General features: G+C 39.7%; 11 protein-coding genes and 1 pseudogene. 11 read left to right on the forward strand and 1 reads right to left on the reverse strand.

Features of this window, described 5'->3' with window-relative positions:
- Positions 1 to 12: 12 nt before the first annotated feature.
- Entirely contained in the window at positions 13 to 1,125 is a 1,113-nt protein-coding gene (locus tag MKL62_RS15715) for an acyltransferase family protein (protein ID WP_005127824.1), read from the reverse strand.
- A 352-nt stretch (positions 1,126 to 1,477) separates the two neighbouring features.
- Between MKL62_RS15715 and hutC the strand changes: the two genes are divergently transcribed.
- From hutC to MKL62_RS15770, 11 genes and pseudogenes are all read left to right on the forward strand, one after another.
- The gene (hutC, locus tag MKL62_RS15720) at positions 1,478 to 2,230 is read left to right on the forward strand and encodes a histidine utilization transcriptional repressor HutC (protein ID WP_005127825.1); all 753 of its coding nucleotides are present in this window, start codon (positions 1,478 to 1,480) and stop codon (positions 2,228 to 2,230) included.
- Complete coding sequence (locus tag MKL62_RS15725; RefSeq protein WP_005127826.1) at positions 2,227 to 2,802, forward strand: HutD/Ves family protein; 576 nt, start codon at positions 2,227 to 2,229, stop codon at positions 2,800 to 2,802. The genes hutC and MKL62_RS15725 overlap by 4 nt, the downstream gene beginning before the upstream one ends.
- Positions 2,803 to 3,053: 251 nt before the next feature.
- Positions 3,054 to 4,730 carry a urocanate hydratase gene (hutU, locus tag MKL62_RS15730; RefSeq protein ID WP_000214181.1) on the forward strand — a complete coding sequence of 559 codons (1,677 nt, stop codon included), beginning with the start codon at positions 3,054 to 3,056 and terminating at the stop codon, positions 4,728 to 4,730.
- An 87-nt stretch (positions 4,731 to 4,817) separates the two neighbouring features.
- The gene (gene hutH, locus MKL62_RS15735; RefSeq protein ID WP_000421600.1) at positions 4,818 to 6,356 is read left to right on the forward strand and encodes a histidine ammonia-lyase; all 1,539 of its coding nucleotides are present in this window, start codon (positions 4,818 to 4,820) and stop codon (positions 6,354 to 6,356) included.
- A 64-nt stretch (positions 6,357 to 6,420) separates the two neighbouring features.
- The gene (locus tag MKL62_RS15740; protein ID WP_000081464.1) at positions 6,421 to 7,833 is read left to right on the forward strand and encodes an amino acid permease; all 1,413 of its coding nucleotides are present in this window, start codon (positions 6,421 to 6,423) and stop codon (positions 7,831 to 7,833) included.
- A 51-nt stretch (positions 7,834 to 7,884) separates the two neighbouring features.
- Positions 7,885 to 9,090: an imidazolonepropionase gene (hutI, locus tag MKL62_RS15745; RefSeq protein WP_005127827.1), complete on the forward strand. Its 1,206-nt coding sequence runs from the start codon at positions 7,885 to 7,887 to the stop codon at positions 9,088 to 9,090.
- A gap of 10 nt (positions 9,091 to 9,100) precedes the next feature.
- Positions 9,101 to 10,021, forward strand: coding sequence for a formimidoylglutamase (gene hutG, locus MKL62_RS15750; RefSeq protein ID WP_001016880.1), 921 nt, complete (start codon positions 9,101 to 9,103; stop codon positions 10,019 to 10,021).
- Positions 10,022 to 10,276: 255 nt separating this feature from the next.
- Positions 10,277 to 12,103: a DUF885 domain-containing protein gene (locus MKL62_RS15755; protein ID WP_005127830.1), complete on the forward strand. Its 1,827-nt coding sequence runs from the start codon at positions 10,277 to 10,279 to the stop codon at positions 12,101 to 12,103.
- 99 nt (positions 12,104 to 12,202) lie between these two features.
- Positions 12,203 to 12,841, forward strand: a complete 639-nt coding sequence (locus MKL62_RS15760) for an HAD family hydrolase (RefSeq protein WP_000414391.1) — start codon at positions 12,203 to 12,205, stop codon at positions 12,839 to 12,841.
- Between the two features lie 23 nt (positions 12,842 to 12,864).
- Positions 12,865 to 13,665: a glutamate racemase gene (gene murI, locus MKL62_RS15765; protein ID WP_005127832.1), complete on the forward strand. Its 801-nt coding sequence runs from the start codon at positions 12,865 to 12,867 to the stop codon at positions 13,663 to 13,665.
- Between the two features lie 707 nt (positions 13,666 to 14,372).
- Positions 14,373 to 14,667 (forward strand): annotated as a pseudogene (locus tag MKL62_RS15770) (hypothetical protein).
- The last annotated feature ends 273 nt before the right edge of the window (positions 14,668 to 14,940 follow it).

Raw genomic sequence — 14,940 nt, forward strand, 5'->3', positions numbered from 1 at the left:
GGGGCTTATTTTTTATGATTTATCTTTAATAAAAACCTTTCGAATGTAGCTGTTAAGTGGTGTGGAATAATATTTTTCAATTGCTGCGCTAATGATGAAAGTTAGAATCAGATAGCCAATTAAAAGCATAATTTTAATGCTAGAGTCGGTTTGAGCCGGAACAAAAGCAACTTTCATAAGGCCCAGCACAACCAGATGAAACAAATAAGTTTCGTAACTTCTTTGCCCCAACCAGACCATCACTTTGGTAAATAGATTATGTGCTTGTGTTTCGGAAGGATGTTGGAAACACAAAATGAGTAAACCTGTGACAAGAGCAAATAAGCTAATACCCCATGTACTGACTTCTTTAATGGGCGCATATAAATATAGAGCGGTCATACTCAAAATAATTAACCACGAAAGAGGTTTTTTATAGGTCCAATTTGGCTGATATTTATGAGAAAAAATGGCAGTTAAACAGCCCACCGCTATACCATCAAAACTTGAAAAATAATGATATAAATAAGCGCCGCTTTCTTCTCCAAAATGGAGAGACCTAAAATAAGGGCCATATAAAATCACTCCAACAAGTACAGCAATAAAGACCTTATTACTACGCGTAAGTAGACATAATAATGGAAAAACAAAGTAAAAAACTTCTTCTACAGAGAGCGACCACAACACGCCCAAAGCGTAGTTTACCCAACCAAATTTAATAATCAGGATATTCATCCAGAAGGTTAAGGCTGCAAATATGGTTAAAGGATAAGAGACCTCAATGCCATTCGGTGCTTGGTTCATAAAGGGTTTTAAGTCAAATGAACCAAGTATGCTTACACCTAAAATGAGTAATACCAGACACGGTAAAATACGTGCTGCCCGTCGGATATAAAAATGCTTGAGGTTAATTGCAGAAAATTGTTTGTCTCGTTTTAAAGTGTGATGGGTAATTAAAAAACCCGAAATCACAAAAAACATGGTGACGCCATAATTTCCGTTTCTTGCGATGACTGTGCTAAATGCTTCACCTAAGAAATCAAAACCTAACCATGTATCTTTAAGTTTATAGGGAATATTAAAATGATGTAAAAGAACCAAAAGGATAGAAATTCCTCGAAGAATATCTATTTTATAATTACGCATTCGATGTGCTTCCAGTTTTATTAATATACTGTGTGGCAGAAGAATACTATCGATCAGTTATTTTAAATAAAAATTTTAAGCATCATTTCGTAAACCAGAAAAAATGATATTTTTGTTTTCTAGGATGGGGTACTGGCTTAGCAGAAATAACTATTAAATAAATATTGATAAAGCCTTTATATATTTGAATTTCTCTACATAAAACTTTAAATTAGCTCTTGTCGAGCTATGTTTATTTTTTAAACTTTTTAAAATATATTTAATTCATAAATTAACATGTTGTATGTGGTTGTATATACATAGCATGTCAACTAAAATACCTTTTTGCCTGCTGCCTTTTTGAGTATTTGTTATGCCCAGAACATCAAAACAAGAACATACTGAGCTTTCGATTGAAGCTGATAGTCCAGTTCCTTTATATCAGCGCGTAAAACAGCTGATTTCACAAAAGATTTATGAAGGCTCTTGGGCTGTAAATAAAAAAATTCCTTCGGAAAGTGAACTCGTTAATCAACTCGGCTGTAGCCGTATGACGGTAAACCGTGCGCTACGTGAGTTAACAACAGAAGGCTTACTTGTTCGAATTCAGGGTGTTGGTTCTTTCGTTGCTGAAGGGCAAGGCCGAACTGCACTTTTCCAAATTAACAATATTGCCGATGAGATTATTGCACGAAACCATAAGCACCATGCTGAAGTTTTAGTCTTAGAACAAATTTATGCAAATGCAGAGCAAAGCGTGTTAATGCAGACTCGCGAAGGGCAAAAATTATTTCACTCGATTATTGTGCATTATGAAAATGATGTGCCTGTTCAGGTCGAAGATCGTTTAGTTGACGCAGCACTGATTCCAGATTATTTAGAACAAGATTTTAAAACTATTACCTCAAATGCTTACCTCATGGCAAAAGCACCCGTGACAGAAGGTGAACACATTGTTGAGGCCGTTTTAGCATCACCTCAAGAATGTAAGTGGTTAAAGATTACTAAAGCTGAACCATGCTTACTGATTCGCCGCCGTACATGGTCAAACAAACAACTCATTTCAAGTGCGCGTCTGATTTATCCAGGCAGTCGCTATTATCTCGAAGGGAAATTTAACCCATGATTGAATTGATCAGGGCCGATCAATATACAAAAATGCTTTGGAAAAACGGTGCGGGCTTTACTTTAGAGATTGCGCGAAGCCAAGGTGAGGCTGACTTTGAGTGGCGCATTTCGATGGCAGATGTGAGCACTTCTGGACCGTTTTCGTTATTTCCCAATAAGCAGCGTATTATTAGCGTACTCGATGGACAAGGCATGGTATTGCATGTCGATGATCTTCCTGCCAAAACGCTGAAACAGGGCGATATTTTTGCTTTTCATGGTGAAAGTCAGGTCCAAAGTGAACTGGTAGACGGTGCAATTCGGGATTTAAATTTAATTTATGATCCTGCAAAGTTTCATGCCCGTTTTCAGTGGTTGAATGAGGCAGCGGAGCAGGCATTTATAAGCTCGGCAGACCTGATTTTTATTTTTAATCAGGGTGGTGAAACGGAAGTAAACGTTGATGATGATTTTGTTCAGCTTGCTGCTCATGAGACGCTAAAAATTGAGAAAAATGCTAGTGTCACATCAATCAATTTTCCAAAAAAACAGCTCAAAAGTTGCTATATCATTGAGTTAATTCAACGTTAAAAAGATATAATTTACTGATTAAAAAGCACATGTCTTGTTAGAAGATATGTGCTTTTTTTATGTCAACTATAAAAATAAATTAATTTAATTCATAAGCTTATTCAATTTCTTTAAAAAAATACGAGCAAGCCTCTTCACGCCGAAAAATATTTGTGTAGTATATGGATGTATATACAAGTTAATACATTACTATACAAATGCAGAAACAAGTGATGTTCTGCTGATGTAAGCTCAAAGGAAGGAGTCCGACTGTGACAACAACGACAACAAAATTTCGTGATGTAGAAATTCGTGCACCTCGTGGCACTGAATTAACGGCTAAGAGTTGGTTAACTGAAGCCCCATTGCGTATGTTGATGAATAACCTTGATCCGGACGTTGCAGAAAACCCGAAAGAGTTGGTGGTATACGGTGGTATTGGCCGTGCAGCACGAAACTGGGAATGTTTCGACAAAATTGTAGATACGCTAAAAAATCTTGAAACTGACGAAACTTTATTAGTTCAATCAGGCAAACCAGTAGGTGTATTTAAAACTCATAAAGATGCGCCACGCGTTTTAATTGCAAACTCAAACCTTGTACCGCACTGGGCGAACTGGGAACACTTTAACGAATTAGACGCTAAAGCTTTGGCAATGTACGGTCAAATGACAGCGGGTTCGTGGATCTACATTGGTAGCCAAGGTATTGTACAAGGTACTTATGAAACTTTCGTTGAAGCAGGTCGCCAACACTACAACGGTGACTTAAAAGGCCGTTGGGTTCTTACTGCTGGTTTAGGCGGTATGGGTGGTGCTCAGCCTTTAGCTGCAACACTTGCAGGTGCGTGTTCTTTAAACATTGAATGCCAACAAGCAAGTATCGATTTCCGTTTACGTACCCGTTATGTAGATGAACAAGCAACTGATTTAGACGACGCTTTAGCGCGTATTGATCGTTATACAAAAGAAGGTAAAGCAATTTCAATCGCACTTCATGGTAATGCTGCTGAAATTTTACCTGAGCTTGTACGCCGTGGTGTACGTCCAGACATGGTGACTGACCAAACAAGTGCACACGATCCACTTAATGGCTACTTACCAGTAGGCTGGACTTGGGATGAATACCGTGAACGCGCGAAAAAAGAACCGGAAGCTGTTGTAAAAGCTGCAAAACAGTCGATGGCAAAACACGTACAAGCCATGCTTGATTTCCAAAAAATGGGTGTTCCAACATTTGACTATGGTAATAACATCCGTCAAATGGCGAAAGAAGAAGGCGTAGCAAACGCTTTTGATTTCCCAGGCTTCGTACCTGCATACATCCGTCCATTGTTCTGCCGTGGTATTGGTCCATTCCGTTGGGCAGCGCTTTCTGGAGACCCGGAAGATATTTATAAAACAGATGCCAAAGTTAAAGAGTTAATTCCTGATGATGAGCATTTACATCACTGGTTAGACATGGCTCGTGAACGTATTAGTTTCCAAGGCTTACCAGCGCGTATTTGCTGGGTAGGTTTGGGCTTACGTGCAAAACTTGGTTTGGCATTTAACGAAATGGTTCGTAGCGGTGAATTGTCTGCACCGATCGTGATTGGTCGTGACCACTTAGACTCAGGTTCGGTTGCAAGTCCTAACCGTGAAACTGAAGCAATGCAAGACGGATCAGATGCAGTATCAGACTGGCCTTTATTAAATGCATTGTTAAATACAGCAGGCGGCGCAACTTGGGTGTCTCTACATCATGGTGGTGGTGTAGGTATGGGCTTCTCTCAACACTCAGGCGTTGTGATTGTGTGTGACGGTACAGATGAAGCTGCTGCACGTATTGCTCGCGTACTAACCAATGACCCTGCAACAGGTGTTATGCGTCATGCCGATGCAGGTTATGAAATTGCGATTAACTGTGCCAAAGAGCAAGGCCTACACTTGCCAATGATCACGCAATAAAAATACATGGAAGAACTGGCGGTGCTTTTTGCAATTGTGAAAAGCACCGTCTCAGCAGAATATAGTGCAAAAAATTAGGAAGCCAACATGGAATTACTGATCCAACCGGGAAAACTGACCTTAGCCGATTTACGTCAAGCTTACCTCAACCCAATTAAAGTTAAATTAGATGAAAGTGCTTCATCTGCAATTAATGCAAGCGTGGCTTGTGTAGAGCAAATTGTAAATGAAGGACGTACAGCTTACGGTATTAATACAGGTTTTGGTTTACTTGCTTCAACTAAAATTGCGCCTGAAGATTTAGAAAAATTACAGCGTTCATTAGTTCTTTCGCATGCGGCAGGTGTAGGCGAAGCACTTGATGATGCAATGGTTCGTTTAATTATTCTATTGAAAGCAAATAGCTTGGCACGTGGTTTCTCTGGTATTCGTCGTAAAGTCATTGATGCTTTGTTGGCCTTAATTAATGCTGAAGTTTACCCACATATTCCACTTAAAGGTTCAGTAGGGGCTTCTGGTGACTTGGCACCACTTGCACACATGTCTTTAGTTTTACTTGGTGAAAGTAAGGCACGTTATAAAGGTGAATGGTTACCAGCAGTTGAAGCTTTAAAAATTGCAGGTTTAGAACCAATTTCTTTAGCGGCTAAAGAAGGTTTGGCACTTTTAAATGGTACACAGGTTTCAACAGCTTACGCTTTACGCGGCTTATTTGAAGCAGAAGATTTATTTGCTGCCGCGACAGTTTGTGGTGGCTTAAGTGTTGAAGCAATGCTTGGTTCACGTGCACCTTTCGATGCGCGTATTCACGAAGTACGTGGCCAACGTGGTCAAATTGATGTGGCTGCGGCTTATCGCGATTTATTGACTGATTCGAGTGAAATCTCTCGTTCACATGAAGAATGTGGCAAAGTTCAAGACCCATATTCTTTACGTTGTCAACCACAGGTGATGGGTGCATGTTTAACTCAAATCCGTCAGGCTGCTGAAGTATTAGAAATTGAAGCAAATGCTGTATCGGATAACCCGCTTGTATTTGCTGAACAAGGTGACGTGATTTCTGGTGGTAACTTCCATGCAGAACCTGTTGCAATGGCGGCCGACAATTTAGCATTGGCAATTGCAGAAATTGGTTCACTATCTGAACGTCGTATTTCGATGATGATGGACCGTCATATGTCACAGCTTCCACCGTTCTTGGTGGCAAATGGTGGTGTTAACTCGGGCTTTATGATTGCTCAGGTAACCGCTGCTGCTCTTGCAAGTGACAACAAGGCGCTTGCACATCCTGCAAGTGTGGATAGCCTACCGACTTCAGCCAACCAAGAAGACCATGTATCGATGGCTCCAAATGCTGGTAAACGTCTTTGGTATATGGCTGATAACGTTCGCGGCATTTTAGCTGTTGAATGGTTAGGCGCTTGTCAGGGTCTAGACTTCCGTGAAGGTTTAAAAAGCTCGCCTAAACTTGAACAAGCTCGTAAAATCTTGCGCGACCAAGTTCCTTACTACAGTGAAGACCGTTTCTTTGCTCCTGATATCGAACAGGCTAGTGAATTGCTTGCGAGTGGTTGCCTAAACGAGTTACTCATTCCAAAACTACTCCCTAGTTTATCTGAAGTGTGATTGATAAAACGGTCACATGGAGTGGCCGAATCCAACTAAATTTCCTCAAGGATTGGAGATTATAATGTCACAAAACTCCACACTACAGCGGGGCTTAAACACCCGCCACATTCGTTTCTTGGCATTGGGCTCAGCAATTGGAACTGGGCTTTTCTATGGTTCGGCAACTGCTATTAAAATGGCAGGGCCTTCAGTATTACTTGCGTACATCGTTGCAGGGATTGCAATTTATATTGTGATGCGCGCACTGGGTGAAATGGCAGTCCATAACCCTGTCTCTGGCTCATTTAGCCACTATGCTTCTCAATACATTGGTCCTTTGGCCGGCTTTACGACAGGCTGGACTTATGTTTTTGAGATGGTGATTGTTGCAATTGCCGATGTCACTGCGTTTGGTATTTATATGGGGTTCTGGTATCCCGATGTCCCACGGTGGATCTGGATTTTGTCTCTCATCATGTTCTTGGGCGCAATTAACCTCATTCATGTGAAAGTCTTTGGTGAACTCGAATTTTGGCTCTCAATTGTCAAGGTGAGTGCCATTGTTGCCATGATTTTAGGTGGCTTAGGTTTGATGTTCTATGGCTTCCATGCTGACCATAGTAGTGTAGTGCCGGGGATTCAAAACTTATGGATCTATGAAGGCTTTATGCCACATGGCATTGCAGGCTTGGTTGCATGTTTATCTGTAGTGGTATTTGCTTTCGGTGGTATCGAAATTATTGGTATTACAGCAGGTGAATCACAAGATCCGAAAACCACTTTACCGAAAGCAATTAATGCTGTTCCAGTACGTATTTTACTTTTCTATGTACTAACCATCTTTGTACTCATGTCGATTTTCCCATGGAACCAGATTGGTAGCCAAGGCAGTCCGTTTGTACAAATTTTTGAAAACTTAGGCATTAAATCTGCTGCAAATATTTTAAATATTGTAGTGGTAACTGCTGCAATTTCGGCAATTAATAGTGATGTGTTTGGTGCAGGCCGTATGTTGTACGGTATGGCAAATCGTGGTCAAGCACCTCGAATTTTCCAAAAATTATCGCGTAATGGCGTGCCTTGGATGACTGTTGTGGTTATGGCTGGTGTGTTGTTAATTGGTGTGGTGCTGAACTACCTGATTCCTGAAAATGTGTTTGTCATCATTGCATCAATTGCAACGTTTGCAACTGTTTGGGTATGGCTCATGATCTTGCTTTCGCAAGTCGCGATGCGCCGTAAATTATCTACTGCTGAAATTAAGGCACTTGATTTCCCTGTATTTGGCTGGCCATATGCCCCTGCTTTTGCAATCGGTTTTATGGTGTTCATTTTAGTGATGATGGGCTACTTCCCAGACTCGCGTCCTGCAATTTATGTAGGAATCACTTGGCTTGCTCTCTTAACTATTGCTTATCGTATTTGGGTAAAACCAGAGCAAAGCTTGGGAAAGGAAAGTGAGCCTGTCCAGCAAAACATAGAAATGGAAAGCTAACAAATCAGCTGCCCAATAGTTTTACTGTTGGGCAGTTTCGAGGATAGGCTAATGAAAAAACTTTGGCAAAACTGCCATATTGCCACCATGCAAAATGGGCAATATTCCTACATTGAAGATGCTGCAATTATCACAGAAGGGCATCTCATCCACTGGATTGGAAAACAACAACAACTTCCTGCCGACACTTATTCCGAAACAGTTGACTTAAATGGCGCTTGGGTAACCCCGGGGTTCATCGACTGTCATACGCATAGCGTATTTGGTGGTAACCGTAGTGTTGAGTTTGAAAAGCGCTTACAGGGCGTGAGTTATGCTGAAATTGCTGCAAGTGGTGGCGGTATTGCCAGTACTGTTCGTGCAACCCGAGAAGCCAGTGAAGAACAATTACTGAACTCAACCCTTAAGCGTATTCGCTGCATGCAACAAGACGGTGTAACCACCATTGAAATTAAGTCTGGCTACGGACTCAACTACGAAAACGAGCGCAAAATGCTGCGTGTGATCCGTCAAATTGGTGAAAAATTACCGATGACGGTAAAAAGTACGTGTTTAGCTGCACATGCTTTACCGCCAGAGTACAAAGAACAAAGCGACGCTTATATCGAGCATATCTGTACAGAAATGCTGCCTAAACTGCATGCTGAAGGCTTAGTCGATGCAGTTGATGCGTTCTGTGAGCATTTAGCATTTTCACCTGCTCAAGTTGAACGTGTGTTTAAAACAGCACAATCTTTAAACTTACCCGTCAAACTGCATGCTGAGCAGCTTTCATCGTTAGGTGGTTCAAGCTTGGCAGCACGTTATCATGCTTTGTCGGCCGACCATTTAGAATACATGACTGAAGATGACGTCAAAGCAATGGCAGCGTCAGGCACAATTGCAGTGTTATTACCGGGTGCCTTTTATTTATTGCGTGAAACCCAATACCCACCGATTGAAAGTCTGATTAAGCATGGCGTGCGTATTGCGCTATCGAGCGATTTAAACCCCGGCACATCTCCGGCACTTTCTTTGCGTTTAATGCTGAACATGGGTAGTACGCTATTCCGTCTGACACCTGAGCAAGCATTAGCAGGTGTCACTATTCATGCTGCACAAGCGCTCGGTTTAGAGCAAACACACGGTAGTTTGGAGCAGGGTAAAGTCGCTGACTTTGTCGCTTGGGATATTGAGCATCCATCTGAAATTGTTTACTGGCTGGGCGGAGATTTGCCTAAGCGAGTCGTTCAGCATGGACAAGAAGTTATTTTTTAAACGGTGTCACATGAATCACACATTTAAATGGCAAGGCCGACATGATGGCGAGGGTGAGGCACATCAACGTATTCACCATATTGTGAATACCACCCAACATGCTGAATTTGCCCTGATTGGTTTTAGCTCTGATGAAGGCGTGAAACGTAATAAAGGCCGAGTTGGTGCTGCCGACGCACCAGATGCGATTCGTACCCAACTTGCTAACTTACCGATTCATCGTCCAGTCAGTATTGTCGATTTGGGGACGGTGACCTGTGAATATGGCAATTTAGAGCAAGCACAAAGCGAATTAGCTGAACAAGTCGCAAATAGCCTAGAACATGGCTTAAAACCTGTTGTATTGGGCGGTGGACATGAAGTTGCATTTGGCAGCTTTAGCGGTCTGTTCCAATATGTACAAGCCCACGCGCCAGATAAAAAAATCGGCATTATTAATTTCGATGCCCATTTTGATTTGCGTGAAGCTGAGCATGCCACCTCTGGAACACCTTTTTTACAGGCAGCTCGACTTTCAGAACAGCATCAAAAACAATTTAATTATTTATGTATTGGGGTTGCCAACCATGCCAATACTAAAATTTTGTTTGATACTGCCGATGCGCTGAATTGTTCATATTTACGTGATCATGAGGTTAATATTTTTAACCTAAACAACGTGCTTGCAGCGGTTGATGCTTTTATTGAAAAAGTAGACTGTTTGTACGTTACGATTGATCTAGATGTATTCGCGGCTGCGGTTGCACCGGGAGTCAGTGCACCTGCTGTAAAAGGAATTGATTTAGCGACTTTTGAAGCGATTTTTAAGCATATTCAAGAGTCTGGCAAAATCAAACTTCTAGATATTGCTGAGTGCAATCCAAAATTTGATTTAGATAATCGAACAGCAAAACTGGCTGCCTATATTGTTTATCAATATTTGTTTTCTTGAGAAACAATTTTTAATGTAGAAATGAAAAAGTGCACTGAGATCGCTCATGTGCGCTTTTTTTTTTGACTTTCTGGTAAATTAAAGTCAGATACGGAATATAGATAGCAACTATAATTAATTTAATTAAAAAGAAAATTAATTTATAAAATCATTTAGTTAAAAAAATACTCGATTTTTACACTATTTTATATGTTGCTTGGCACGTAATTTGTTTTGTCTTTATTTTAACTTCGTTAAATATGTTTGGATAATTAAATGAAAAACAGAACCTTACATTTTGCTTGTATCAGTGTTTTATTTTGGATGTCTCATTCTTCTGGTGCTGCAAACCCCGAAATTAATACGAATACCATCGAAAAATCACAATCTAAACAAAAGAGTGATGTGTCTGTTCGGGTGAAAGCTTTAAACCAACTTTTACAGGAACAGTGGGAATACGCTTTAAAAAATAGTCCTGAAACTGCAACCGTTTTAGGAGACTTACGCTATAACGATCGATGGACCGAGTTTTCAAAAACTCAGATCGAGAAAGATAAAAAAACTACGCAAAATTTTTTAAAACGTTTTGAAGCAATTGATAGCACAGGGTTTTCAGCAACTGATCAATTAAATAAAGATTTAATGATTTATCAGTTGAAAGAAACACTTAAAAATTATGATTTGAAATTGTATGAAATGCCTTTTAATCAAATGTGGGGGCTACATTTACAATTTCCGGGATTTATTAGTTCGATTCCATTTAATAATGCTAAGCAATATCAAGACTATATTGCTCGTTTAAAACAAATTCCTCTTATTCTTGATCAAGGTATTCAGTTAGCGAAACAAGGACAAAAAGACGGATTGATGCCACCCAAATATTTAATTGAAAAGGTGGCAAAGCAGATTACTAGCATTGCAGCTCCCGCAAGGAAGGTCAGTGTTTTTGCTTCTCCATTAAAGCAATTTCCAAACAACATTTCGAAAGCAGAACAAGAACGTTTAAGCCGTGAAATACTACAGGCCATAGATCAGAATGTTCGGCCTGCCTATCAAAAACTCGGTACGTTTATTCAGAAAGATTACTTACCCTATGGACGACAGCACGAGGGTATATGGAGCTTGCCAAACGGTGACGAGCTCTATCGCTTTTATGTAGAAAATAATACGACAACCTCGGAAAGCCCTGAAAATATTCATCAGCTCGGGTTAAAAGAAGTTGCTCGTATAGAAGCGGAAATGCTGAAAATTGCCAAAGCACAAGGTTTCAACGATTTAAAAAGTTTCCAACAATCCTTAAAAACAAATCCAGCCGTTTTCCCAAAATCTCGTGAAGAAATTTTAGAGATTTATCGAGGATATATTGCCCAAATGCAACCAGAGTTGCCAAAGCTGTTTGGTTTATTACCCAAAAATAAAGTCGAAGTTTTACCTGTAGAGCAATATCGAGAAAAAGAAGCGGCAGGTGCGGAGTATCACCAAGGCACACCTGATGGTTCACGCCCCGGACAGGTATATGTAAATACTGGCGACTTCTCTGAACGTTCAAAAATATCAATGGAAGCGACTGCTTACCATGAGGCGATTCCTGGGCACCATATGCAGATTGATATTGCCCAAAACCTGCCAAATTTGCCGATGTTCCGAAAGCAACCTAACCATACCGCTTATATTGAAGGATGGGCACTTTACGCAGAGCAACTGGGCAAGGACGTTGGTTTCTATAAAGACCCGCTTTCAGACTATGGAAGACTCTCGAGTGAATTGTTCCGCGCTTGTCGCTTAGTGGTGGACACTGGCGTGCATTATAAAAAGTGGACGCGTCAGCAAATGATTGATTTTATGCGTGAACACTCTGCTTTAGATGAACCTGATATTCAGGCAGAGACGGATCGCTATATCGCTATTCCTGCCCAAGCATTAGCATATAAGATGGGCCAACTCAAAATTTTAGAGCTACGGGAACTCGCGAAACATGAGCTTGGAGACCGTTTTGATATCAAAGCATTCCATGACATGGTTTTAAATGCAGGAACCTTGCCTTTAAATATACTCGATGCCCGTATTAAAAATTGGATAAAGGAACAAAAAGCGGCAGCTTAAAACAAAAATCGAAATTTAGGTCAGGTCCTCGTTGGGCCTGATTTAAAAACCGATAGAAAACAGAATATAATAATAAAAAATATATTTTCGAAACTAGAAATGGAAAAAAACCTAAAAGAATATCAGGCTATTATTTTTGATTTAGATGGCACCTTAGCCGACTCCTTTCATTTTTTTCTAAGCGTTTTAAATCAACTTTCCGCAAAGTATAAGTTTAAATCGGTAAGCCTTCACGAAGTCGATTACTACAAACAACTTACGCCTAGAGAAATTATGAAAGAGATGAACGTTTCTCGGTGGAAACTGCCTTGGATTGCGAAAGACTTTATTCGGTTAATGAAAGAAAGAGATGAAGAAATTCATTTGTTTGAGGGTATGCGGGACCACTTAATTGAACTGCATAAGCGGGGTTATACGCTCGCAATTATTACTTCAAACTCTAAAGAAAACTGTCAAAATGTACTGGGTAAAGAACTATGTGAACTTTTTAGCCATATTGATGGTGGCTCGTCTATATTTGGCAAAGCTAAACGAATTAAGCGTGTTCTCAATATTTTGAATTTAAATAAAGAGCAGGCCATTTATGTCGGAGACCAAACGACTGATGGCGAAGCTGCACATAAAGCAGGCATTGATTTTGCTGCGGTAGGTTGGGGTTATACATCGGCTGAAAAATTAAAAACCATTCAGCCCAAAGTCGTGCTCAATGACTTGGCAACCATGAAAGAATTTTTCTAAATATATGAAATACAGGACAAACAATGAATAACAATAACAACCCGATTGGAATGATTGATTCTGGTTTAGGTGGGTTGTCTCTCTTTAAGCATATTCGGGAGGCGCTACCGAATGAAGATATTATCTATTTCGCCGACTCGAAATATGTCCCTTATGGAGACAGAGAAAGCGACTGGATTGTTTCAAGGACCACGCATTTAATTTCAAACCTAGTTGCTCAGGGCAAATGCAAAGCGATCGTGATTGCTTGTAATACCATGACGGCTGTTGCGGTTGAAACGATTAGAGCGCAAATTAATGTGCCACTTATTGCGATTGAACCAGCGGTAAAACCCGCGGTGGCAATGACTGTGAGCAAGCATATTGCGGTTTTGGCAACTGCTACCACGGTGAAGGGCAAAAACTTAAAGAGTTTAATTGAAACGTATGCGCAAGATATTAAAGTGTCTTTAGTGCCGTGTATTGGCTTAGCCGAAAAAATTGAAACGGGCAAAGCACATACCGCGGAAGTTAAAGATTATTTAAAAAATATTTTGGCGCCGTTGGTCGAACAAAAAGTCGATACGATTATTTTGGGATGCACACACTATCCATTTGTTTCAGACACGATTCAGGAAATTGTAGGTTGTGATATTCAAATTATTGAGCCTTCAGAAGCTGTAACAGCGCAATTAATACGGCAGCTCAATCAATATGATTTAAGTTCTGAAAGTCCAAATGAGGGCAATCATATTATTTGGACCAGTTCAGACCCGTTGGAAGTTGCGGACGTGACTTTTTCTTTGTTAGGTACGCGATTACCCGTAAAAGCTATAGAAAAGTAAACTCTAGAAAAGATGATAAGAGGTATATGCTTATCATCTTATATATATAAACTATTAAATTAGAATTAACGATCAATCTATTTTATTAACTAAATATATATAACTCATGTTTATATTTTAAATTTAATTAAAAGTCATAAATATAATAAGAAGGATAATATTATTTAAATATGAATAAAATGATTATATTTAAATTTTTTCATTAAAATAAATTGATGTAATTAAAATCACCGATTATTATCTCGTTGCTGGCCTACATTGCCAGACGGTTTTGACAGACCGTAAATCTATGGCGGATTATAGTTCTACTATAAGACGTTAGACCCTTGCGTCCCCTTTCTTTGCGGTAGGACGGAAGGGGGACGCCCCGTGCGTGCTGGGTCCCATAGATCCCAGTCTGTCAACCCTCTTTCGTTCTGCCACCCTAATCAATTGACGGTGATTTGGTGGTAGGACTCCATTTTTAAGGAGTTGGCCATGCCATTATTCAAACTCATTTTCTCTCTCAATTAATTATTTTATTTATTTAAAATTTGGGTTTTTTTATGAACTTTTTTTAAATTTATAAATTATTTTTATTTTAAAATTTTAATTATTTTATTTTCCTATATTTTTGCGAGGGTTAATTATTATTTAAAAAATATTTTAATATTTAGATGAATTGTATTTTTATTTTATTTAAAGATATAAATAATTATGAGAATAATATGAAACTTCATAAATTTATATTGGTTTTAAACCTTGTGTTCGGTGTTTACAGTATTACAAATGATGATGCCAATGCTCAGCGGGAATTTAAAAGAATTTGTTTGTCAGGTGAACACATGCAAGCCAGTTGTAATTGTGTTTGCCAACAGCTTGCACAGGTGTATTCACCTCAAACCGTACAACGTTTAAAACGCACCAGTTTGCAAAGTCCTGTTCTCCCACAGGACTTTGCTCCTAACTTGTTTAGCAGCATTCAACGCTGCGACAAAAATGAAATGGGCTAAGTTCGCTTAGCTTCTTTATCTCTGTGTCTCAATGATCTCTCAAACTTTAAATCAGCGCAAAAGTAAAAAGTCCGTTGTGACACGGGGACCTAAGCAGAGTTCTCTATTTTCTTTTGTAGGAAAGCTTCTGTGTAGCGGTATGAAGGCAATAAAAACCCGATATGCAGTTATACATATCGGGCTTAATCAATCAATTATTAAAGCAGGTGATGCCTTTGTATGAAAGTAAAAAAGTTTCATACTGATCAAGCCGTATCTCATTGATATTTTGACTTACCGATCA

It is taken from the genome of Acinetobacter sp. AOR01_HL (genome assembly GCF_027855455.1).
In the GTDB taxonomy this organism is placed as follows: domain Bacteria; phylum Pseudomonadota; class Gammaproteobacteria; order Pseudomonadales; family Moraxellaceae; genus Acinetobacter; species Acinetobacter baumannii.

Excerpts from the sequence above, each read along its gene's own strand:
- MKL62_RS15715 (WP_005127824.1), bottom strand. The coding sequence starts at position 1,125 with ATGCGTAATTATAAAATAGATATTCTTCGAGGAATTTCTATCCTTTTG.
- hutC (WP_005127825.1), top strand. The coding sequence starts at position 1,478 with ATGCCCAGAACATCAAAACAAGAACATACTGAGCTTTCGATTGAAGCT.
- MKL62_RS15725 (WP_005127826.1), top strand. The coding sequence starts at position 2,227 with ATGATTGAATTGATCAGGGCCGATCAATATACAAAAATGCTTTGGAAA.
- hutH (WP_000421600.1), top strand. The coding sequence starts at position 4,818 with ATGGAATTACTGATCCAACCGGGAAAACTGACCTTAGCCGATTTACGT.
- MKL62_RS15740 (WP_000081464.1), top strand. The coding sequence starts at position 6,421 with ATGTCACAAAACTCCACACTACAGCGGGGCTTAAACACCCGCCACATT.
- hutI (WP_005127827.1), top strand. The coding sequence starts at position 7,885 with ATGAAAAAACTTTGGCAAAACTGCCATATTGCCACCATGCAAAATGGG.
- hutG (WP_001016880.1), top strand. The coding sequence starts at position 9,101 with ATGAATCACACATTTAAATGGCAAGGCCGACATGATGGCGAGGGTGAG.
- MKL62_RS15755 (WP_005127830.1), top strand. The coding sequence starts at position 10,277 with ATGAAAAACAGAACCTTACATTTTGCTTGTATCAGTGTTTTATTTTGG.
- MKL62_RS15760 (WP_000414391.1), top strand. The coding sequence starts at position 12,203 with ATGGAAAAAAACCTAAAAGAATATCAGGCTATTATTTTTGATTTAGAT.
- murI (WP_005127832.1), top strand. The coding sequence starts at position 12,865 with ATGAATAACAATAACAACCCGATTGGAATGATTGATTCTGGTTTAGGT.